The sequence below is a fragment of the Enorma sp. genome (assembly GCF_982429025.1).
Window position 1 is genome coordinate 48,797 of sequence record NZ_CEWCAA010000003.1, and the last position, 22,110, is coordinate 70,906.

The 22,110-nt window shown below is 57.2% G+C and carries 18 protein-coding genes; 15 read left to right on the forward strand and 3 right to left on the reverse strand.

Going from position 1 to position 22,110, the window contains the following annotated elements; genetic code table 11:
• Positions 1-232: 232 nt before the first annotated feature.
• The 4 genes from AC1VS5_RS01290 to AC1VS5_RS01305 all read left to right on the forward strand — a co-directional run bounded on the left by AC1VS5_RS01290 (position 233) and on the right by AC1VS5_RS01305 (position 4,681).
• Positions 233-1,873 carry an aminotransferase class I/II-fold pyridoxal phosphate-dependent enzyme gene (locus AC1VS5_RS01290; RefSeq protein WP_481217431.1) on the forward strand — a complete coding sequence of 547 codons (1,641 nt, stop codon included), beginning with the start codon at positions 233-235 and terminating at the stop codon, positions 1,871-1,873.
• 258 nt (positions 1,874-2,131) lie between these two features.
• Positions 2,132-2,602, forward strand: a complete 471-nt coding sequence (locus AC1VS5_RS01295) for a deoxycytidylate deaminase (RefSeq protein WP_022348705.1) — start codon at positions 2,132-2,134, stop codon at positions 2,600-2,602.
• A 467-nt stretch (positions 2,603-3,069) separates the two neighbouring features.
• Positions 3,070-3,582, forward strand: a complete 513-nt coding sequence (locus AC1VS5_RS01300) for a hypothetical protein (RefSeq protein ID WP_022348704.1) — start codon at positions 3,070-3,072, stop codon at positions 3,580-3,582.
• Positions 3,583-3,877: 295 nt separating this feature from the next.
• Entirely contained in the window at positions 3,878-4,681 is an 804-nt protein-coding gene (locus AC1VS5_RS01305; protein ID WP_481217432.1) for a hypothetical protein, read from the forward strand.
• Between the two features lie 389 nt (positions 4,682-5,070).
• Here the strand turns inward: AC1VS5_RS01305 and AC1VS5_RS01310 are convergent, their stop codons facing one another.
• Both AC1VS5_RS01310 and AC1VS5_RS01315 read right to left on the reverse strand, forming a co-directional pair.
• The gene (locus AC1VS5_RS01310) at positions 5,071-5,631 is read right to left on the reverse strand and encodes a ferritin family protein (protein ID WP_019129086.1); all 561 of its coding nucleotides are present in this window, start codon (positions 5,629-5,631) and stop codon (positions 5,071-5,073) included.
• A 713-nt stretch (positions 5,632-6,344) separates the two neighbouring features.
• Complete coding sequence (locus tag AC1VS5_RS01315; RefSeq protein ID WP_481217433.1) at positions 6,345-7,085, reverse strand: SDR family NAD(P)-dependent oxidoreductase; 741 nt, start codon at positions 7,083-7,085, stop codon at positions 6,345-6,347.
• Between the two features lie 304 nt (positions 7,086-7,389).
• Here AC1VS5_RS01315 and AC1VS5_RS01320 point away from each other — a divergent pair, with 304 nt between their 5' ends.
• From AC1VS5_RS01320 to AC1VS5_RS01370, 11 genes are all read left to right on the forward strand, one after another.
• Positions 7,390-9,966 (forward strand): Sau3AI family type II restriction endonuclease, encoded by a 2,577-nt coding sequence (locus AC1VS5_RS01320; RefSeq protein ID WP_481217434.1) that lies wholly within the window; start codon positions 7,390-7,392, stop codon positions 9,964-9,966.
• On the forward strand, positions 9,906-10,058 hold the full coding sequence (locus AC1VS5_RS01325; RefSeq protein WP_230197264.1) for a hypothetical protein: 153 nt from the start codon (positions 9,906-9,908) through the stop codon (positions 10,056-10,058). Before AC1VS5_RS01320 ends, AC1VS5_RS01325 begins: the two co-directional genes overlap by 61 nt.
• A gap of 142 nt (positions 10,059-10,200) precedes the next feature.
• Positions 10,201-12,114, forward strand: coding sequence for a radical SAM protein (locus tag AC1VS5_RS01330; protein ID WP_481217435.1), 1,914 nt, complete (start codon positions 10,201-10,203; stop codon positions 12,112-12,114).
• A complete protein-coding gene (locus AC1VS5_RS01335; protein WP_481217436.1) occupies positions 12,111-14,225 on the forward strand; it encodes a DEAD/DEAH box helicase family protein in 2,115 nt (704 codons plus the stop codon). Before AC1VS5_RS01330 ends, AC1VS5_RS01335 begins: the two co-directional genes overlap by 4 nt.
• Positions 14,215-14,388 (forward strand): hypothetical protein, encoded by a 174-nt coding sequence (locus AC1VS5_RS01340; protein ID WP_019129091.1) that lies wholly within the window; start codon positions 14,215-14,217, stop codon positions 14,386-14,388. The genes AC1VS5_RS01335 and AC1VS5_RS01340 overlap by 11 nt, the downstream gene beginning before the upstream one ends.
• Positions 14,385-16,400: an AAA family ATPase gene (locus AC1VS5_RS01345; protein WP_481217437.1), complete on the forward strand. Its 2,016-nt coding sequence runs from the start codon at positions 14,385-14,387 to the stop codon at positions 16,398-16,400. The genes AC1VS5_RS01340 and AC1VS5_RS01345 overlap by 4 nt, the downstream gene beginning before the upstream one ends.
• Positions 16,393-16,869 (forward strand): hypothetical protein, encoded by a 477-nt coding sequence (locus AC1VS5_RS01350; protein ID WP_481217438.1) that lies wholly within the window; start codon positions 16,393-16,395, stop codon positions 16,867-16,869. The genes AC1VS5_RS01345 and AC1VS5_RS01350 overlap by 8 nt, the downstream gene beginning before the upstream one ends.
• 161 nt (positions 16,870-17,030) lie before the next feature.
• Positions 17,031-17,357 carry an HIRAN domain-containing protein gene (locus AC1VS5_RS01355; RefSeq protein WP_303214436.1) on the forward strand — a complete coding sequence of 109 codons (327 nt, stop codon included), beginning with the start codon at positions 17,031-17,033 and terminating at the stop codon, positions 17,355-17,357.
• A 311-nt stretch (positions 17,358-17,668) separates the two neighbouring features.
• Positions 17,669-17,959 carry a type II toxin-antitoxin system Phd/YefM family antitoxin gene (locus AC1VS5_RS01360; RefSeq protein ID WP_019129095.1) on the forward strand — a complete coding sequence of 97 codons (291 nt, stop codon included), beginning with the start codon at positions 17,669-17,671 and terminating at the stop codon, positions 17,957-17,959.
• Positions 17,952-18,392, forward strand: coding sequence for a type II toxin-antitoxin system VapC family toxin (locus AC1VS5_RS01365; protein WP_329740094.1), 441 nt, complete (start codon positions 17,952-17,954; stop codon positions 18,390-18,392). The genes AC1VS5_RS01360 and AC1VS5_RS01365 overlap by 8 nt, the downstream gene beginning before the upstream one ends.
• An 83-nt stretch (positions 18,393-18,475) precedes the next feature.
• Positions 18,476-18,757, forward strand: a complete 282-nt coding sequence (locus AC1VS5_RS01370) for a hypothetical protein (RefSeq protein WP_329740093.1) — start codon at positions 18,476-18,478, stop codon at positions 18,755-18,757.
• A gap of 398 nt (positions 18,758-19,155) precedes the next feature.
• Here AC1VS5_RS01370 and AC1VS5_RS01375 read toward each other — a convergent pair whose 3' ends face one another.
• A complete protein-coding gene (locus AC1VS5_RS01375) occupies positions 19,156-21,912 on the reverse strand; it encodes a DEAD/DEAH box helicase (protein WP_481217439.1) in 2,757 nt (918 codons plus the stop codon).
• Positions 21,913-22,110 lie beyond the last annotated feature (198 nt).

The following is a 22,110-nucleotide window of genomic DNA, read 5'->3' on the forward strand; positions in this document are numbered from 1 at the left end:
AAAGTTATCCAGTTTTGCGCAATGTTTTAAGAATTGCCCAGCGAAATGGCTCGCTTTCAATCTAGCGGCATTGCTTCGGCTGCGGGTTGATGCGTCTCAGTCCGGGAATTGTTCAAAAAGCATGGAGTCTGCGTGCTCAGAGCTACAGGTTCAATATAAATTGAACTTTAAACCTAATGTTATGGCATACTTACCAAAAGAGTTCAATCTAAATTGAACTAAAGGAGGACAAATGGCGCGCCAAGAGGCGTTTTCCGCACGGCTGATCGAGGCGATGTCCCGCGCCGGAATGAAACAGGCGGATGTAATTCACGCTGCTTCCGAGTACGGCGGCAGGCTCGGAAAAAGCCAGGTCAGTCAATATGTAAGTGGGAAGACCGTGCCGCGTCGCAATGTCATGGCGCTGCTTGCGCAGGTTCTCGACGTGCGTGAAGTGTGGCTGGCAGATGGCATGGGCCCCATGGTTGACGAAAGCCATTCGGCGGACGGCGCCAATTCGGTAACGCGCGGGGCTTGGCAGGAATCCGCTTCGGGTCCAGCTAAGATGGGCGACGTTAACGAGGCCCCCGCGCCTGCGGATGATGTGACGCGAGCTTCCGCGCGGCCTGCGGCCGCCAGCAACTCCTTCACATCCAACCCGAAAAGGAGCGCATCCATGCGTGAGTTCAAAAAGTCTACCAAGCTCGATAACGTTCTCTACGATGTTCGCGGCCCCGTGGCCGACGAGGCCGCCCGAATGGAATCGGAAGGCCTGCGTATCCTGAAGCTCAACATCGGCAATCCGGCCCCCTTTGGTTTCCGCACGCCGGACGAGGTCGTAACCGACATGCGCCAGCAGCTGCCCGACTGCGAGGGCTACTCGGATTCGCGCGGGCTCTTCTCTGCGCGCAAGGCCATCATGCAGTACGCGCAGATCAAGAACCTGCCCAACGTGGGCATGGAGGATATCTATACCGGCAATGGCGTCTCCGAACTCATCCAGCTCACCATGAATGCGCTGCTCGACAACGGTGACGAGATCCTCATTCCCAGCCCCGACTATCCGCTTTGGACCGCGTGCGCCACGCTCGCCGGTGGCGTGCCGGTGCATTATGTGTGCGACGAGCAGGCCGAGTGGTGCCCCGACATTGCAGATATGGAGGCGAAGGTTACTGAGCGCACCAAGGCCATCGTCATCATCAATCCCAACAACCCCACGGGCGCCGTCTACCCGCGCGAGATTTTGGAGCAGATTGTCGAGATTGCCCGCCGCCACCAGCTCATGATTCTCTCCGACGAGATTTACGACCGTCTTTGCATGGATGGCTACGAGCACATTTCCGTCGCATCGCTTGCGCCCGACCTTCCGTGCGTGACCTTCTCCGGTTTGTCGAAAAGCCATATGATCGCAGGTTATCGCATTGGATGGATGGTGCTCTCGGGCGACAAACGCTGCATGCGCGACTTCATCTATGGCATCAACATGCTGTCCAACATGCGCCTGTGCTCAAACGTGCCCGCGCAGTCCATCGTGCAGACGGCGCTCGGAGGCCACCAGAGCGTGACGAGCTACATCGTGCCGGGCGGCCGCGTGTACGAGCAGCGCAACTACGTGTACGAGGCGTTGAACGCCATCGATGGCATCACCGCGGTGAAGCCCAAGGCCGCGTTCTACATCTTCCCCAAGATGGATGTCAAGAAGTTCAATATTACCGACGATGAGCAGTTCGCGCTCGACCTGCTGCACCAGAAGCGCATCCTCATCACGCGCGGCGGCGGCTTTAATTGGGACAAGCCCGACCATTTCCGCATCGTGTACCTGCCGCGTATGGAGGTGCTGCGCGAGGCGATGACGGACCTTGCCGACTTCTTCGAGCATTACCGCCAGCACTAGACGAGAATGGGGCACAATAGGGCGGAGGTCCGGCGCCTGTCCGTGCTTGCCGCGAGGGAGGCCGGCGCCCGCGCGCGCAAGCTTGGCCGGTGCTCGTGCACGCATTCCTGGGCCGGTGCCCGTTCGCCTGCCGAGAGGCTCGGCGGTCTTGGCTTCGCGGCTGGACGAGACCGGGCTTTCGGTGCGGCCGAAGGGCGTGCTCCCGGGGCGCTTCGGACCGAGCCAGTCATTGTGCCGTATGTGTTATGAGGAGTGACCATGCCTGACAAGCGCAACGATGTCATTACCTGGGACGAGTTCTTCATGCGCGTGGCGGTGGCTGCGCAGCTGCGGAGCAAGGATCCAAACACGCAGGTCGGGGCGTGCATCGCCGACACGAACCACCGTATCCTTTCGGTGGGGTACAACGGAACTCCGTCCGCGCTGAACGACGACGACTTCCCGTGGGGCGTGAGCGACGATCCGTTGCTGGACAAGCACAGCTATGTGGTGCATGCCGAGGCAAATGCCGTGCTCAACTACCGCGGGTCGCTCAAAGACCTCAACCACGCGACCATCTACGTCACGTTGTTCCCGTGCCATGAGTGCGCGAAGATCCTCGCGCAGGTGGGCATCGGCGAGGTCGTGTACCTGAGCGACAAGTACGACGGCACCGAAAGCAACCAGATTTCCAAGCGGATCTTAGATTCATGCGGAATCTCGTATCGCGGGATGAGCTTGCAGAACTGAGGGCGAATCTCTGGCCTAGGATGCTCTTCTAGAAAAATGTGGGCGATCGCTTCGGATAGCCCTTGCTCATCGCCTCGCGGTCGATTCTGGCTGCGTGAATCGATTGTTCGTTCCACTTTTGGGAATATCTTTTCGGAGCCGTTGGAAAGCGCTGCCCGCTGCTAGGAAATCCGCAGGATTCGAACGCTCCTTCGCGTGCGTACGGGCACATCCTGAAAAAGATATTCCCAAAAGTGGAACGAATATCTTGTGCCGGGTCGTTTGGGGCTATGGATTGCGCCGGTCGCTACCTGTTCCACGGGAGTCAGGCGGCGGGCGGCCGATATTGCCTGCTGAGCGGTGCCGACTTTACCAACCCATGACATGCCTTTAACCGTTTTGCGCGTAGAACGGGGTAGGGTGTAGGCATGCAGGGCGTGCGGCGGGCATTGCGACCGATGCACGAGCGGTAGGAAAGGTGAGGCACCATGGAGACGCTGCAAGCTGTAATCGGGAAGCGCGACAGCGAGTTTACCGGGCTCAAGGGCCAGCTCCTACGCTATCTGGGCACCGCGTTCTTCTTTACGGTGTTCGGCCTGCTTCTTGTTGCGGCGGGTGAGCGGCACCATGTGATCGCGGTGGCGACCGAGCCCCTTTCCGACCTGTTCTTTGCGTGCGCGATCTCGCTATACCCGGTATGCACATGCTGGTCGCACCTCGCGCGCATGTCGCATGCCTATCGTGCGGGAGGCGCTTTTGAGCTGGCGGGGATCGTCCTCGCGCTCTATGGCCGTGAGGGCGCTGCGCGTGCCGAGGCAGAGCAGGGGTCTATGCTCGAAAGCGCGGAGCTTGTTGCTGCGATGCGCGAGGAGGGTGCCAGTGCGGTGATCGCGCGCTTTGGCCGCGACCGCACATACCGCATGTGCCAGGCTATCTATCTGGCTGGGATCGTGGGCTTTGGCATCGTATTCGTAGCGATGCTTGCGATTGCTCCGTTCTAGAGTGCTGCGCTTCTTTTCGAACTTGTCGGTGCTCGCTAGGATTTTCATAGGGGAGCGGCTTAAGTGCGGCCCGTCTTTGCGAGCTGATGTCTGAGCGCGGAAGAGTGCCTTTCCGTTGCCTGCCCCTCTCGATTGTCCGGCTTTCGTGTACACGAAGATTTTCCTGCGAATATGACCGTGGCGACCTCTACACTTGGGTGCGCAGCAACGACGCTGCCCAGCCGAAAGGCTGCTTTGAGTGATGGGCGAGATGCAATGGCGCCCAAGAGAGCCCGGAAGGGCGTAGGAGGAACGCATGTCTGAGTACAGCGAAAACGAGAACATGGTAGAGAACGAAATTATCGAAGAGGTCGAGGCCGCCGCTGCCGTTGAGGCGGGGGAGCTTGAGGCTGATGCCACCGAGGCCGTGGAGAGCATCGAGGCAAACGAAGCGGCTGAGGAGTCTGAAGAGGTCGTAGCCGAGGCTGCCGAGGAGCCCCAGGTTGAGAAGCCTGCGGAGGAGAAGCCGGCGGAGCCTGCAAACGAGGACCTCGATGATCTGCTGTTTGATAAGGTGAACCGCGCTGCTCGCCTGCTGCGTAACCGCAAGTCCGCGCTGGCCGAGGAGGCCGAGGCGGAGGCCGAGCGCACCAAGGACCTGGTTCGCGCGCTGCACCTGCTCGAGCTCAAGCCCAAGATGGAAGAGAAGGAGATGGCCGACCTTCTGGGCATGCGCCTTCGCGCCCTCAATGAGCTGCTGATTGAGGCGGAAAAGCAGGATATCGTGGGCCGTATCGAGCCCGAGGATGGCGACATGCGCCATATCGTGGTCTTCGCAGGCGAGGACGCCGTGGCGATGGCCGAGGCGCGCGGCAACAAGCGCAAGAAGCTCGTTCCGCAGCTTTCCGCTGAGAGTGCGCGCGAGCTGCTTTCTCTGCTCGACGAGGTAATCAATCCGCTCGTGGAGATGGGTTGCGAGAACGATCGCACGCATGGTGGTCGCGATGAGCGCGGTGGTTCGCGCGGCGGCGACCGCGGTGGCCGTGGCGGCTTTGGTGGCCGTGACGACCGCGGCGGCTCGCGCGGTGGCTTCGGCGGCCGTGGTGGATATCGCGGGTAAGTTCTGCACGGTATCCAAGCTTGTGCAGCGCGAAAGGGAGGCATCCAACTGGATGCCTCCCTTTTTCGTACACGGTGCGCGCTAGGCTTCGATGCTCTCAGGGAAGATGCTATGGACAACTGGGGGATTGCTCGCTCGATTGCATAGATTTCGCAGTGATAGATCACTCGTGACGGTTATCAACGGTTATTTCTCGACTCGTTGAGTGGACGATAACTCCGCAAGCTCTTGACCTGCATCTTTTATATGACATTCCTCGTGTCTACTCGGTGTGTCCAAATATAACCGTTGATATCCGTTGCGAATGGCGTTACAAGGGTCTTTGAACCAAAATGAGGGGCCGTTCTTTCGAGCGACCCCTCAAAACAACTAAGCTGTTTTCGTACGGTTTAGCCAAAGTAGCGCTTCAGCAGGCCGGCGAAGGCCTTGCCATGACGGGCCTCGTCGCGAGCCATCTCGTGCACGGTGTCGTGGATGGCATCCAGGCCGGCGGCCTTGGCGCGCTTGGCCAGGTCGAACTTGCCGGCGGTGGCGCCGTTCTCGGCCTCAACGCGCATCTCGAGGTTCTTCTTGGTGGAGTCGGTCACGACCTCGCCCAGGAGCTCGGCGAACTTGGCGGCGTGCTCGGCCTCCTCGTACGCGGCCTTCTCCCAGTACAGGCCGATCTCCGGATAGCCCTCGCGGTGAGCAACGCGGGCCATGGCCAGGTACATGCCCACCTCGGAGCACTCGCCCTCGAAGTTAGCGCGAAGGTCGTTCACGATGTCCTCGGAGACCTCGGGGAGCTTGCCAACGCCCACGATGTGCTCGGCGGCCCAGGTCATCTCGGTCTCGGACTGCTTGATGAAACGGTCGCCAGAGACGCCGCACTGCGGGCACTTGAAATCAGCGGGCAGCTCCTCGCCGTCGAACTCCTCAACGTAACCGCAAACGGGGCAAACAAACTTCATGGTGTACTCCTTCTTTTGCAGGCGATGCACGCCGACCCAAGTTTCCCCTCTGTGGGACGGTGCGCGGTACATCTCGATTATGACAAAATGTTGCTTGGATTGCTTCATATTGAGATTGATTCTCAAAAGTACGCATGACCTCCACAGTAAGTTTGATGCGGAGAACTCGGATGCATCGTGCGTGTTGGCTATCGCGTGTTGGCGTCTCATACGCTCGCAGGTGATTAACAGCCGTCTTCAGTCCGGTATAAGTTGATACGCTCTATGATGAACGAGCTGTATTACAGTACGGGCAGGGGGTGGGGAATGATTCCAGACTTCGATAACGATGGCAGAATCGAGCAATGGGAGGGCGCTGCTGCCGATGCATGGCAAAAGCGTGCGCGGGGACGGTTGCGGGGCGATGGGTCCAACGTGCCGAATGCCTCCGCAACCTCGAATGGGGACAGCTTCTCCAGTCGTAGGGGCGCGGTTCGCAGTTCAGGTGCTTCAGGATGTGGATGCGGCAATGTTGTGCTTGGGTGTGGGCTTGTATTTGGCGTGCTGCTCGCGCTGGCGATCGTAATCGTTGTTTTCGTCAATGCATTTATATAGGGTGGCTTGCTTAGGAGTAGCCCACGTGTCCTTTTGTGAGCGGTGGCTTGAAGATCCGTTGCGTGGGCGGTGCAGACGCTCTGTGCCTCCGCACCGCCCGCTGTGAAAAAACGATTCCCCTAGACCGTCATGCCGCCATCAACAGGCAAGACCGCGCCGGTAATATATGAAGCGAGGTCACTTGCAAGGAAGACGAAGGCGTTCGCCACGTCCTCGGGCTGTCCTACGCGCTTCATGGGGATGGCGTCGGCGATGGGCTTAATCATCTCTTCAGGTAGCGCCGCAACCATGTCGGTGGCAGTCACTCCAGGAGCTACGGCATTTACTCGTATGCCGAGCGGCCCAAGCTCGCGGGCGAGGGAAACGGTAATTCCGTTCACCGCAAACTTGCTCATGGGGTAACCTACGCCCGAGGGCTGCCCATTCTTGCTCACCATTGAGCTGGTATTTAGGATTACGCCACCTTCACCGAGTGTGCGGGCCGCGGCTTGGCATCCATTGAGTACGCCTTTCACATTGGTATCGATGACGCGATCGAATTCTCCTGGCGTGTAGTCTCCGAGAGGCGTGGATTGTGAGATGCCAGCGTTGTTTACTATGATGTCGAGACTGCCAAAGTGCCCGGCAACCTCTCGAAACGCTGCCTCAAGTTCGGATTCGTTGGTGATGTCAGGGGAAATGCCCATCACGGGCGCGTTGGGAATCTTGGCGAGAATGGCCTCAACCCCTTTCTGAGCGGTTTCGGGCCGACTTCCGCAAAGCGCGACATTTGCTCCTTCTTCCAGGAATCGCTTCACGATGGCCAGGCCGATGCCTCTTGATCCCCCTGTGACAACGGCGGTTTTGCCTCGAAGCAGCATAATTGCTCCTTTCATGTTCCCGGGCGATTCGCTGATGCTGCGCGGCGAGTTTCTATATCGCCTTTCGTGGCCCGGAAGATTGCCTGCAAAGACGGCGTACCCCGGAGGGGAGATTTGATACTGCGAGTTCGTTCGAGTTCGACGTGTGGCGACACGTGATTCGGTGGAGCGATGGGAGACTGGCTTGTTTGGGCAGCCCTGCCGCTTGGCCTTGTCTGCTGGAGCACTGGCTTGATCCACAGAGACCATATGAGCGATCGATACAATCATCGGATCGAACAAATGTTTGATCTTGGAGCAAACTATGCATGTTGAGCAGACTACCTACGATGCTTCATCAGTTGAATCAATCTTGCGGTACGCACGCCAGCTTGAGGGTACGACGTTGCGTGATGCATGCGAGATTGACGAGGTCGCCAATCCCAGGAAGCGTCGCGGTAGCTTTGGCAATGCGCTCGAGAAGTATTTCTTTCACTACGATATCAACAACAGTCCTGACGCGGATTTCAGGGAAGCAGAAACAGAGCTCAAGTCCACACCGCTTCGCAAAAAGAAAAATGGCGAGTTTTCGGCGAAGGAACGTCTCGTTATCAGCAAAATCAACTATATGACCGTGGTCGACGAGACATGGGAAACGAGCTCGTTGCAGAAGAAGCTCCATAAGATACTTCTCGTGGCGTATGAATACGATCCGGAAACGAATCCCGTCGATTACCTCATTAAGGTCGTTGATTTGTGGGGTATTCCCGCGTCGGATGTTCCGGTATTCAAGCATGACTGGGATACGGTGGTGGAAAAGGTTCGCCACGGAAGGGCGCATGAGTTATCTGGCTCGGATACGCTGTATCTAGAGGCGGCGACAAAGGGCGCTACGGGAAGAGACCGCACCAAGCAGCCATATTCGGCAATTCCGGCGAAGCCGCGGTCATGGGCGATCAAGCCCTCATACATGACAGTAACCCTTAATGGCCTGCTTGATATGCAGAGTATTCGCCGAAATCAGGCTGAGCGAGAAACTGACTTGCTCGCATTGATTCAGAAGCGCTTCGAGCCGTATATCGGCATGACCGAGGACGAGCTTGCTGAGGCATGTGGCTATGACGTCGCGGGCAGACGCAAACCGAAAAGCCTTTGCGCGCTCATCACGAAGCAGTTATTGGGCATCGATGTGCGCTACAAGATCGCGGAGTTCGAGAAAGCCGGCATCAAGACGAAAACGATGCGCCTGCAGCGAAATGGCGTGCCCAGGGAGTCGGTCTCATTCCCAACGTTCAGCTATTTCGATGTTTCCGAGCAGCCGTTTGAAGAGAGTGATTTCTACGGCTGCCTGCGCCAAAAGTACCTCTTTGTTATCTATCGAGAGGAAACGGAGGAGCGGGGCGTGTTCCGGCTTGCTCAAGTGCTGTTCTGGCAAATGCCGGATCGAGACTTGCTTGAGGCCAAGCGGTGCTACGAGGAAATGCAACGGCGAATCAACGCGGGGCATGCCGAGCAATCGGTTACATCGAGGGAGAATCGTTGCTGTCATGTGCGCCCGCATGGGCGTAACAAGGCCGATACGCTTCCCACGCCGTATGGAACGCAGGAAACGAAAAAGTGTTTTTGGATCAATGCTCGCTATATCGGCGAAGAGATCGATAGAGTAGAGCGGGAATTAACGGAGGCGACCGCGCGGGCGGTGCGCGAGAGGATCGATCGGAGCAACGTGGCGGGGCAGGTAATACGAATCGCAGAACTGTTCGCGGGAGTCGGCGGATTCCGACTCGGGCTGGAGGGCTACGATGACCCGCGGTACCCGGAATTCGCGCTGCCCGCCGCCGGACCGTTCGTCACGGTGTGGGCGAACCAATGGGAGCCTCAAGGTTCGCCGCGCCGTCAGTTCGCGGCGCGCTGCTATGAGGAGCGCTTCGGCAAGGGTTCCGTGGTGAACGAGGACATTGCCCGTGTGCTCGACGAGTATGAGGCTGGACGCATCGACATTCCCGATGTCGATATGGTGGTTGGCGGATTTCCGTGCCAGGATTACTCTGTGGCGCGCCCGTTGTCTCAGGCGAGTGGCATCGAAGGAAAGAAGGGCGTCCTATGGTGGGAGATCTATCGATTCCTGCAGCTCAAGGGACGTCCGCGCTATGTGCTACTGGAGAACGTCGATCGTCTGCTCAAAAGCCCCGCGTCGCAGCGCGGCCGTGACTTCGCTATCATTCTTTCCTGTTTGTCGACGCTCGGCTATGCCGTGGAGTGGCGCGTTGTGAGCGGTGCGGATTACGGGTTCCCGCAGAAGCGCCGCCGTGTGTATATCTACGCCGAGCAGACGAATGAGGCATGGGACCTTGAGGAGCGCCTGAGCAACGGCGTGATGGCAGAGGCGTTCCCGATGGAGCTCGTTGGTGCAACTAGGGAGTTCGAGCTGCTCGGCGACCCATATGAGAACTCCGAGCACTTCGGTGCAGGGCTCAAAGTATCGCCGTTCGAACTCGCCGGCGTTATGCAGGGCGGGCATGTCGCGACCGTCAAGGTGGCGGCCGCATATTCTGGCGAGCGAACGGTTTTGGGCGACGTGCTCGTGCCCGACGAGGAGGTTCCCGAGTCGTATTACGTTGAGGACGACAAACTCGAGGCCTGGCGTTACCTCAAGGGCCGCAAAAGCGAGCCGCGTGTGAACAAGAAGACCGGCTTCGAGTATCGGTACTCTGAGGGAGCGATGGCATTTCCGGATGCGCTTGATGCGCCGGCCCGCACCATTCTTACAAACGAGGGGGGGGGTCGGCCTCACGGACCAAGCATATCATCCAGACATCCGATGGTCGCTACCGCCGCTTGGTGCCCGACGAGCTGGACCAGCTACAGGGCTTCCCGAAGGGCTGGACGGATACCGGCATGACCGACGGCCACCGCGCCTTCTGCATGGGAAACGCCCTCATCGTCGGCATTCCACATCGCATCGGTGAGGTGATTGCCCGAAGGCTGGGGTAGGCAACGGCGGGGTTGCCCGTCCACTCCATTCGCGCCGCCGGGGTGCTCCTCGTTGCAAGCTGCGTATTCTCTGCTACCGAATGCTTGGGATCGTATAAGATCTGATCCATATCGATTATTCGTTATGGTATCGAGGTTGGCAATGCAGGAGATATACGAGCGTCTGCGACGAGAAACCGGTCTTCGCATAGGTATTCTCGATGCGGACCTCGTCGATCATGGAACAAGACATCCCAACCTCGCGTTATTAAAAATCGCTTCGTTTTGCAAGGCGCATGGACACCACGTTGACCTCTTGTTAGATTACCTGCATCTGGAGCAATACGATGCCGTCTTTCTTTCCTGCGTCTTTTCGTTCACCACGATAGAGCGGGGCGTTCTCGACCTTTCGAATGTGTACTGTGGCGGTACGGGAGTTTTTCCCGATGGTGGAGAAGATTTGCCGTATGACGTCGAGCATGCGCATCCCGACTATACGTTGTATGAGCCGTATGTTGAACGGGAGCTTGCCCGTGGTAGAAGGCGGAGCGCTCTTGCGGATTACCTCGATTACTCTATTGGATTTACCACGCGCGGGTGCTTTAGGAAGTGTAGTTTTTGCGTCAATAAAAAGTACGCTCGTGTGTTTGCCCATGCTCCGGTAGAAGAGTTCCTTGATTCGGAACGTCCCTATATTTACCTGTGGGATGACAACTTTCTGGGATTCAGCGGGTGGCGTGAAATCCTTGGTCAGCTCAATGCGACGGGCAAGCCGTTTCAGTTTCGCCAAGGTCTCGATATCAGGCTCATGACAGACGAGAAGGCGCTTGTCCTTTCTCGCTCTCGCTACCACGGTGATTTCATCTTTGCCTTTGACCATATCGAGGACCGAGAAATCATTGAAAAGAAGCTTCGGGTTTGGCGTACGTGGACAGACCGAGGCACGAGGCTCTATGTGCTGAGCGCATACGATTCGCAGGACGAGCACGATATCGAGTCCATCTTTATGCGCATCTCCATCCTCATGAAATACGATTGCCTGCCGTATATCATGCGTTATGAGAGCTACAAACAGAGCAAGTGGCGCTCGTTGTATGTCAACATCGCGCGATGGTGCAATCAGCCTCAGTTTTTCAAAAAGAAATCGTTCCGAGAGTTTTGCGAGGCCAACCAGGCATATCACAAGACCAAGAACACGATGTGCTCCGCGTATCAAGCTATGACAGTTTTTGAACGTGAGTTCCCGCGTATTGCAGAGCGGTTTTTCGATTTGCGGTTTGAAGAGGAAAGCATGTTGAAGCGATTCGGACGTCCGTTCTTTACGAAGCCCTCTCATGAGGTGCTGGAGGAGCAGCGTGCGTACTGGGGTCGGTTTGTTCGCGGCGATATGAGCGAGCTCGAGACGCTTTCGGCGTATTTCGCAAAGAAGCTCGACATCATGTGCGTAGAACATTTCAAAGAAGCAGAACAATCGGGGGGGGGGTACTTCGAAAAGCTCTTTGCGCTTTTTCGGGGTGCCTCGCTTGAAGAGATCTTTACCTCGGTGCTCGAATATCCCGATACAGAGCTGGTAACTACGGCGAATGTGCCTCAGTTTAGCAGTCTTGATTCGGCATTGCGCGTCCCCGAGATTTTGGAGGCAATCGGAGAGGCTCAATCTTTTGACCAGCTAGGCGTCTATTTAGATGATGGCGTTGGTAAAAAGACGACCGCTAACAAGAAGTATGGCGAGAACCATGCGAAGCTGGCGACACTTCTTGATCTGTCGGACATCGTATCCGGGTCTCCTATGAGCGTGCGCACCAGCCCGTTTAGCGCCTTGTTCTGCTCGTTGTCTTGCGAAGACCAGAGGGCGATGGCGGCGCGGCTTATGTTCCGCATCCCTGTTGTGCGGCAGATTCTTGTTGATGCGAAGACGGATGTTGTAAACCCGGCTTCATATCTCAAGCCGTTTTCCGAAAGCACGAAACGACGTCGACTTCCGAATCTCCGTACCTTGTTTTCCCTACTTGAAGAGCAGGCGACGGGGAGCGATTGCTCTTTGCAAGATGCGCTGCACAACGTGAGGTTCTCATGAGCTTGAAGGATTTGGAGATACAACCGTCCTACGAAACGCTTGAGGGCGCTGATCCGGTCAATGGCTTCTATGTCCCCGCTCTGGCAGAGTCCGTCGAATATGATCGAAGCGTTGGCTTTTTCTCTTCTGCGAGTCTTGCGCTGGCGGCGCGCGGCGTTGCTGGCCTTATACACAATCGGGGGAAGATGAGGCTTGTGGTAAGCCCTCATCTTTCAGAGCGTGACGTTGCGATCATCAGGCAGGCGGAGAGCAACCCGGAATCTGTGATTGAGTCCATCATGAGCGAGGTTTTGATGGATGTCGACGCCCTTGCTGACGAAATCGAACACGACCATGTTCGTGCTTTAGGATGGATGCTGGCAAATGGATACCTTGAGCTCCGTATCGCATGTGTCATAGATGAGAACGGCGATATTCTTCAGGATCAACTCTTTCATCAGAAGGTTGGTATTCTGCGTGATGCCGAGGGATACGCCCTTTCCTTTAGCGGGTCAATTAACGAAACGGCATCGGGTTGGCTCTTCAATTCAGAGGAATTCAAAGTATTTAAGAGCTGGGACGAGGGCCAAAGAGGCTTCTTTGAATCCGATGAACGTAAGTTTTCGGAGCTTTGGAATAATCAGCGCGAACGGGTGATGACGTTTGAGCCCAAAGGTTCGTTGAGCAGCTTGCTCGTTGCTGAGGGAAAAGACTTTGATATCGAGTGCAGCTCGCTTGCGAAGACGCGTGCCGCAAGGAACATGAAGCGCATTTCGCTGTTCCCATACCAACGGGAAGCATTTAAAACGTGGCGTTGTCATGAGGGACAGCTGCTGTTCGAGATGGCGACAGGTACCGGTAAGACGCGGACGGCCCTTGCCTGCGTACAGGATCTGCTCATTGCTAAGCCGAAGCTGGTGTGCGTTATTGCTACACCTCAAAGCACGCTTTCGCGGCAATGGGAACGGGAGGTTTCAGCGCTTGGCCTGAAGTTCGATACCAGTATATTTGCTGATTCTTCGGCCGGGACCAGTGCTTCTTGGGCATCGAGCATCCGGGCCGCTCTTGGACGGATTGCCATCGGAATTGATGAGAGCCTCATAGTCTATACAACTCACGCGAGTGCTGCGAACGAACTCTTTATCAAGGCTATCGAGGGGGCTGATCCATCGCTTGCCGTGTGCTTGGTCGGCGACGAGGTTCATGGAATGGGGTCGCGCGAGCAGCGAAAGGCTCTTCTTGAGCGCTATACCTATCGGATTGGCCTCTCAGCGACGCCGTCGAGATGGTTCGATGAAGAAGGCTCGGCACTGTTGCGGTCATATTTCGGTGGCCAGTCGTTTGAGTTTACGATAAAGGATGCCCAGGGGACGGTAAATCCACTTGCCGGCGAGACGTTTCTCTGCCCATACCAATACCATCTCGAGACCGTAGAGTTGTCAGATGATGAGGCGGAAAAGTTTGATAGGCTGACCAAGCAGATAGCAAAGCTTTCTCATCAAGATGACGATGCGGCTCGTGAGCGTCTCGATCAGCTCCTGAGAAAGCGCGCCCTGATTAAGAAGAATGCCGTGGCCAAGCTCGACGGCTTAGATGCCCTGCTAGACCATATTGAGCACGAAGACCTTCTTGTCTTTACCTCTCCGCAGCGCATTGACGAGGTGGAGTCCATACTGGGAAGGCACGGTGTTGCTGCGCACCGATTTACGCAGCAGCAGGGAACGCGTCCCAAGCGTGAGTTCGGTGGCCTGAGCGAGCGGGACTACCTTATCAAGATGTTCAAAGAGGGCGTTCTCCAGGCGCTTGTTGCAATAAAGTGCCTGGATGAGGGGATTGATATTCCTCAGGCCAAGAGCGCCATTTTGCTATCTAGCAGCACAAATCCTAGAGAATACGTTCAGCGCGTGGGACGCGTTATTCGGCGAAGTCCCGGAAAGAACCTTGCTCACATCTACGATTTCGTGGTTGTTCCAGATTGGAGCAGGCTCGAGCTCTATGGAGACATCGAATCCGAGCGCAGGCTCTTCAACCAAGAGCTTGTCCGTATCGAAGACATGAGAAAAAACGCAGTTAACAGCACAGATGTGCTGATTAAAATGCGGGGCCTGTTGGGGAGGGCTTATGGCGATTAATAAACGGATCATGGAAAAGATTCGCGAGCGAGCGGAGGGAGATGAGCGAACCCTTTCGTTTTTGCGCGATCTCATCGTTTTCGAAACGGATGGGCCGGGGCAATACGTCAAAGAATACGAGAAGATTCTGCGTAAGTACTCGCTGCAGGAGGTGAAGAAATGAGGTTCCGCTCCATCGTTATCGAGAATTATCGACAGTACCGCGACCTCAAGCTTCAATTTGAACCGGGCGAGCATGACCTTCAAATCATCGTTGCAGACAATGGCGTCGGTAAGACCAATCTGCTCAATGCCTTTACATGGTGTCTTTATGGCGAAGAGCCTCATCTTGGCAGCTCGGGGAAGAAACAGGACACCAGGCAGCGCACCGAGCCAAAGCTCAACAAAGAGATTATCGAGGAGTGCGTTGAGCGAGGCGGCGGCGTAGCCACCGTTCGCGTTGTTGTTGATATCGAATATGAGGGAGAGCAGGGGCGGACCGTGCTTCGCGCAACTCGATCTGTGCCCTTTTCGGTCAAGGTTGACGGAAGCTATTTCGAGATGGTGTATGACAGCCGTTTCTCGGTCACATGGGTCGAAGGTAAAAATCGACTGCCTTTGTCTGGCGAGCAGGCGCAGGAGTTTCTCAACAAGTTACTCCCCGAGTCGATACGAGAATATTTCTTCTTTGACGGTGAGCAGCTCGATTCTTATTTCAAGGCAACGGGCGGCGAGCGCATCAAAGAGGCGGTATATTCGATTTCGCAAATCGATTTGTTCCGCACCATGATTAACCGTCTTGATAACGTAATCAAACAGCAACGTCGCAAAGCGTCTTCTCAGTCCATTGACACGAATGACTATGAGCAGAAACTTTCTGATCAGGAGAGGCTTGCCAAGGGATGCGAAGCGTTCATCAAGGAAAAAGAGGCAGAAATCGAGAAGCTTGAGCAGCAGTTGGCAGAGGTTGACGGACAGCTTCGCGGCGTTGATGATGTGAGGGATATCGAGAAGCGTCGCGATGCTGCGCAACGCAAAGCTGATGAGGCCCGTGCTCAGCTTACGCAGAAGCGCAATGAATACTACGCTTTTGTGCGTGATAGCATCGTTGATTTTTACCTTTATCCCGCAGCATCGGGTGCGCTGAACAGCATTCGGTCGCTTGAGAATGAGGGCCAGCTTCCTCCGGCAATCGATCCGTTGAAGCTATCGGAATCGCTCCACAAGGGAAGGTGCGTCGTATGCCAGCACGAGTTGAGCGATGATGAGCGAAAACACATTGAAGAATTGCTTGAGCAATATCGTGTCGGCAGCGAGACATCAAACATTCTGTCGTCAATGCGAAGCGAGCTGAGGAGAACCGTTTCAACGATTGAGCACTATCCTGCCGCGCGTAATCGCGTTATTCGCGATATTAAGCATGCTGCCAAAGTTCTTGATGCGGCAGAAACAGAGCTTCGAGACCTCGATAAGCTTGCGGGTAAGTATGCTGAGACCAGCGGGAGCATTAAAAAGCTCTACGAAGATCGTGAGGCGTACCATAAACAGCTTGGCGAATGTCACGAGCAGATAGGAACGAGAAGAAATAATCTCAAACGCGCGCAAAGCGCGATAACTAAGTACAAGAAATTGCTCAATGATGCTCTGCATCGTAACTCCGAAGCTTCAGAGCTAAAGCGTATCGTCGACTTTGGTGAGAAAGCTCTCAAGGTGCTTAAGGATGCAGAGGCGGCTGTAATCCAAGAGACAAAAAAGAACATGGAGCAGCGGACCGAGGAGCTTTTCAAGGGGCTCGTATGGAAAGAGTCGAAGTGCGACCATATCGAGCTATCTCAAAATTACACGCCCGCCCTGTACGATAAGGCCGGCTTTTCTTGTGCGGGTACCTGTTCAGCTGCCGAGCGATCACTTCTTGCGCTCTCGTTCACCTTGGCTATGCATGAGGTATCGGGATTCGATTCGCCTCTCTTTATTGATACGCCCATTGCGCGTGCCTCGGGTGAAAACCGGGAAAACTTCGCACGTACGCTTGTTGAGGTGAGTAGGCGTAAGCAGTTGATTCTCGCCTTTACACCCGATGAGTATTCGGAATCGATTTCAAATGAATTTGATTCTGCTGCGGCAACATTTATTAGGTTGCGGCTTGATGCAAGTGAGTCCCATGTCATGGATCCGGAGGTTGTTGTTCATGGCTAGTGAAGAATTGAGGCCTGCGCAGTCGACTTTGGGTGTTGACAGTCATGTCGATAGCTCCGTGCTCCCTAGAATGAGTGACCTTTCATTCTTTTCGAAGAGCGCCGATGGTGGCAGGGTTGAGAACAAAGACGTGTTTATGTTTGCATACGCCGTCGGTGTGCACCATGATATGGCGATTGCACCCTCCTCAAAGGTTTCTGGCGGGTACCTGCGTACGACATATTTTTCTGACAAGCAGAATGTCTTGATGCGTGCGGTCCATTACGGCCAGTCGGACTTCACGGACTCTGACTCTCTGCGCGACCAGCATGCGACGTATGAACTTGCAGAGCAATACGCAAACGGCGGTTTTCAGATTATCGAGGGCGACCTTGACCAGAATATGGAATCTGAAGAACTCGCAAACTCCTACATCCAGGAAATGGACAAGCTCTACGAGCAGTACACAGGGAAGGAGATTGACGCGTAGCGGTGCATATTTCGCGCTCCGTGCGGAGAGATGACAAAGCTCCAGGTGAGAAATCGATGTGATGTCGCGCTGCATTTTTTGTCCGCACGAGGTTGTACCTTGATGCCATGGGAAATTCGCCGCCCGGGAGACGGGCGGCGACGCGGCTTGAGGAGGCAGTCATGTACGAACCTTCGCGCAGCATCATGACCTTTCATATCGCTGGATTTCAGTTTTGGGACGGGGCGCTTGTGCTCGATCAGCTCAAGGTTGGCATGCAGCTATGGCTCGTGCCCGAGTTCGACAATCCACACGACCCACGGGCGGTCGCTATCTACCTCGACAAGACCAAGTCCGGATTCGTACCGTCGGAGCTGAACGAGCTCGTCTTGCAGCTGCTGTTTTACGGCCACGGCGATGTGCTTGAGTGTCGCGTGCTGCAGGTTGCTCCCGAGCGCAGTCCATGGCATCAGGTTCGTGCAGGGGTCTATCTGGCAGACGCGCGATAGCCGAAAGCAGGCGGGCGATTCGGTGACAACTGTTTGGGGGCACCGTTACCCAACAATTCGTTGTCCTGGGCCGCGTTGTAGGGTAGCGCGATGGGCGGGCTTAACAGATTTTATTATTAGGAAGGTCGTTTCGCTTCCAATTGTGGAGCGATTTAGGAAGCGAAGGCAGGCTCGCTTCCTAAACGAATATCGCTCCAATCATGCGGCGGGGCGCCATGGCAAGCTCCGCTGCTCCCTGGAATTCTCGGATAGGTAGCTACAATCTCTAATATGTGGCTATAATAAGAGTGAGACAGCTAGGAGGCGGTGTTATGGAACCGGTTATGGCCCCTGTGGGCGTGCGCGACGCGAAGAACAGGTTTAGCGAGCTGACACTTGCCGTGAATGAGACGGGTAAACCGTTGATAGTCTTGAAGAACAACAAGCCGTGGGTGACCATTCAGCCGGCAGATTCTGCGTTGGCGCGGCGAAGAGAGCGGCTTGAGCGGTTCAGGGAACTCACACGGCAAATTGAATCAGAGATTGTGGAGGAGCCCGTATGGGACAAATCGGTTTCTGACCGAGAGCTGCTCAACGAAGAGCGGGTGAGGCGTTTTGGCTAGCGTCATCCTCGATACCAACATCATCATCGATTACTTGTCACCAACACGCGCCTTTCACTCGGATGCCGTTGATGTTCTTGAGGTGCTGTTGAGCTCTCCAGACAAGGAGCCGGTGGTTCTTGCAGCATGTCTTAAGGATGTGTATTACATCCTTTGCCGGCAGTATCGCCATGAATCCGCTGTTCGTGATCGGCTTAACGGTTTCAGGCAGGTCGTGTCTGTCGCAGAGCTAACAAACGAAGTGCTTGATCGTGCGTTCGGCTCGGACGAGCCGGATGTAGAAGATGGCATTGTTCGGGCAACAGCGGAATTGATGGGTGCGGAAGCGATTATCACGCGCGATGATGCTGCATATAAGACTTCGAGAGTTCCAAGTATGACGGCGCGAGAATACTGCATGTTGATGGACAAGGATAGCGAAGCGGTTACCTAGAGCGCGCGTCTGGGTACGGTGTGGTGGGTCTTTGGTGCGCTTGCGAAACGTACTCGAGCTTGTAAGGTTTGGTGGTGAAGCGGATGGATATCGTTTCTGCAAAAGTGGCGGCGGATAAGGCTATGGAGTACGTGAGCGAACTCGCTCCAGAGGCGAAGTGCATTGCGCTCGAAGGCATCGAGCTCAGCTCAAACAAAGACGTGTGGGAGGTCATCGTTGGCTATGCGCTGGCGAGTGATATTCCACAAATGGCGCTCGTAGCTGCAAACGGTGACATGCGGTCACGGAGAACGCATAAACGGCTTTTCATAGATGCGGAGACTCTCGAGTTGCGCAAGATGGAACCCTATGAAATCGCGGCATAGCATTGCGCTTGACAGCAACGTTCTCGCGCTGTTGATCGTCGGCATATTCGACCGCAAGCGCATAGTGGGGCATTGGAGCCTCGAGGCAGCGACTCGAGCTCCTGCTGTTTGGAGGAAGAGCTGCTTCCATCCCGCGTGGTAGTCGAAGAACCGTCTCATGGACGGCTTGGGTTGACGGATACGTCATTTGTGAACCTTGCTCAGCGGGGAATTCCCGTCGTTACGGCGGATGCGAGGCTTTACGCCCGTTTGGTTGAGTTTAACCAGTACTGTGTGGATTTCGATACCTATGCACTGAGCTGACAAAAGCGAGCGGCGCGTCTTGCGCGAGCGCCCATGCTGCGCAGCTGTCTGTGCAGCATGGGCGCCGACATAACACTCCCCAAGCAAACGTCTTCCTACCCCTGCTCCAGCAGTTCCTCAATAAACCCGACGCGGTAGTTCTTGAACACGGCTTCGCTCTCCTCCTGCGTGGCGTCGAGGTCCACGTCGGCCATGATGCCGAAGTCGTGATCGCCGTCGCTGTCGTGGAAGATCTGGTGCACGTGCCACACGTGGCCGCCCTCGGTTGCGGGCTTAAGCTCGTCGGACTCGTCGATGGTGAAGAACGCCGTCGAGCGCGCATCGCCATCCACCAGCAGCTCCTCGTGCGCCTCGAAGAACGCCTCGAGGGCGCGGCGCCAGCGAAGCTCGCCCATGCCCCACGCTTCGTCCAGCTCTCCCAGCTCGTCGGCGCGCTCGCGGGCGGCCAGGCTCACGCGGCGGAACAGGGCGTTGCGCACCAAGAGCGTCATGCCGCGGCGGTCCGCCACCACCACGTCCGCACCGCTCGGCGGCGCGGCGTCGAAGGCGGAATCCTCGCCCGCGGCGGCCCACTCATCCACCAGGCTCGAATCGACGCTCCGCACCACGAAGCCCAGCCACGAGATGATGTCGTTCAGCTGGTCGTTGCGCTTCTCCAGCGGTACGGTTCGGTCGAGCGAGCGGAACGCCTCGGCAAGGTAGCGCAGCAAGATGCCCTCAGATCGCGCGATGCCGAGCTTCTGGATGTAGCCCTTGAAGTCCGCCGCGCTCTCCAGCATGTCGCGCAGCACGCTCTTGGGGGAGAGCTCGTAGTCCGCTGCCCAGGGCACCTTGGTGCAGTACTGGGCAAACGCGGCATCGAGCAAGTCTTCAAGCGGCTTGGGGTAGGTGATGTCCTGCAGCCGCTCGAGCCGCTCTTCGTACTCCACGCCGTCGGCCTTCATGGCTGCCATGGCGGCATCGCGCGCCTGGCGCTCCTGCGCGCGCAGCACTTGCTTGGGGTCCTCGAGCGTTGCCTCCACCATGGAAATGAGATCGAAGGTGTAAGTCTCGCTCTCCGGATCGAGCAGCTCCAGCGCCGCAAGCAAAAACGGCGAGAGCGGTTGGTCGAGGGCGAAGTCCTCGGGCAGGTCTACCGTGAGGGAGTATTCCACCCGCGGCGCTGCGTCCGTGGAGGCGTCTGCGCCGCTGGATGTACCTGCGCCGCTGGAGGCGTCCGTGTCGCTTGGTGCATCCACGTCGCCGGGGGCCTCCTCGCGCACCACCACTCCGGTGTCGATGAGCGTGGCGAAGATCTCGCTCGCTCGCGCCTCAAGATTGAGTTTCTCCTCCGGCGTCTGCAGGCTCGCCTCGATGAGTTCGCTCACGCGGGCGCGCGCGTCGCCGCCGCGCTCCACCATGGACAGCACCATCGAATTGGTGATGCGCAGCCGCGGCTTGAGGGTTTCGGGCACCGCCTCGCAGAGGCGCTCGAAGGTTTGCTTGTTCCAGGTTACGAAGCCCTCAGGTGGTTTTTTCTTCTTGAGTTTGCGCAGCTTCTTGGGGTCGTCGCCCGCCTTTGCGATAAGCTTGGCGTTCTCGATCTCGTATTCGGGTGCCTCGGCGATGACCATGCCCTCGGTGTCGAAGCCCGCGCGCCCGGCGCGCCCGGCGATCTGGTGGAACTCGCGCGCGCGGAGGCGGCGCATCTTGTAGCCGTCGAACTTGGTGAGCGCCGTGAGCACAACGGTGTGGATGGGCACGTTGATGCCCACGCCGAGCGTATCGGTGCCGCAGATGACCGGCAGAAGCCCCTGCTGGGCGAGGCGCTCCACCAAGAGGCGATAGCGCGGCAGCATGCCGGCGTGGTGCACGCCCACGCCGTTGGAGATGAGGCGTTTTAGGATTTTGCCGAATGCCGTGGTGAAGCGCGTGCCCTTGGCGGCCTCCTTCACCGCCTCACGCTGCTCTTTGGTGGCGATGCCGAAGTTTGCGAGCGACTGCGCCGTAGCAAGTGCGGCGTCCTGCGAGAAGTGCACGATGTAGAGCGGGGCTTCGTCGCGGCGCAGCGCAAGCTCGACCGTGCCCTCGAGCGCGGTGTCCACGTACTCGTAGGCGAGCGGCACGGGTCGCGGCGCGTCGGTTACACGGTCGACGATGCGTCCGGTGCGCTCTTCCAGCGCGTCGGCGATCTGCGTGACGTCGCCAAGCGTGGCGCTCATGAGCATAAACTGCGTGTGCGGCAGCGTGAGCAGCGGCACCTGCCAGGCCCAGCCACGGTCGGGATCGGCGAAGTAGTGGAACTCGTCCATGGCGACCACGCCCACGTCTGTGTCCTCGCCCTCGCGGAGCGCCTGGTTGGCAAGGATCTCCGCCGTGCAGCAGATGACGGGCGCCTGCGTGTTGATGTGCGTGTCGCCGGTAATCATGCCCACATTGTCGCGGCCGAGCACCTCGACCAGATCGAAGAACTTCTCCGAGACGAGTGCCTTGATGGGGGCGGTGTAGTACGCGCGGCGTCCTTGCGCCATGCCGAGGAAAAGCATGCCGAGCGCCACGAGCGATTTGCCGGAGCCGGTTGGCGTGCCCAGGATCACGTGGTCGCCGGCGGCGAGGTCCATGAGGGCCTCTTCCTGGTGCTCCCAGAGCTCGATGCCGCGCTCGTCGCACCAGCCGAGGAAGCGCTCGAAGGCCTCGTCCGCGGTGCACCAGGGTTCGGGCTCCTCGCCTTCTGCCGGCTCCCACCAGCTTGGCGAGAGCGCTCCGAGTGAGCCGTGCTCGCCCGTGCTGCCGGTGCCGGCGGCGAACGAGCTGGCAGAAGACCCAGCGGTGGCCGCGGCGGATGCGTTTGCAGTGTCTGCTGTGTTGGCCATGGAAATGATGCCCTTCGGTTTCGCGTTAGGTGCGTCGTGCGTGGCGTGCTGCATCAATTATGGCAGATGGTGGGCGGAACGCCATGGGGCGGCCCCGGTGGGGAGGTGACGTTCGGGCGATTTGTCCCGAGCTGGCGGTCCGAGGCCCCGTTTATTCATCAATCGCGCGCCCTCATGGCAGCTGAGTTGGCGCGAGCA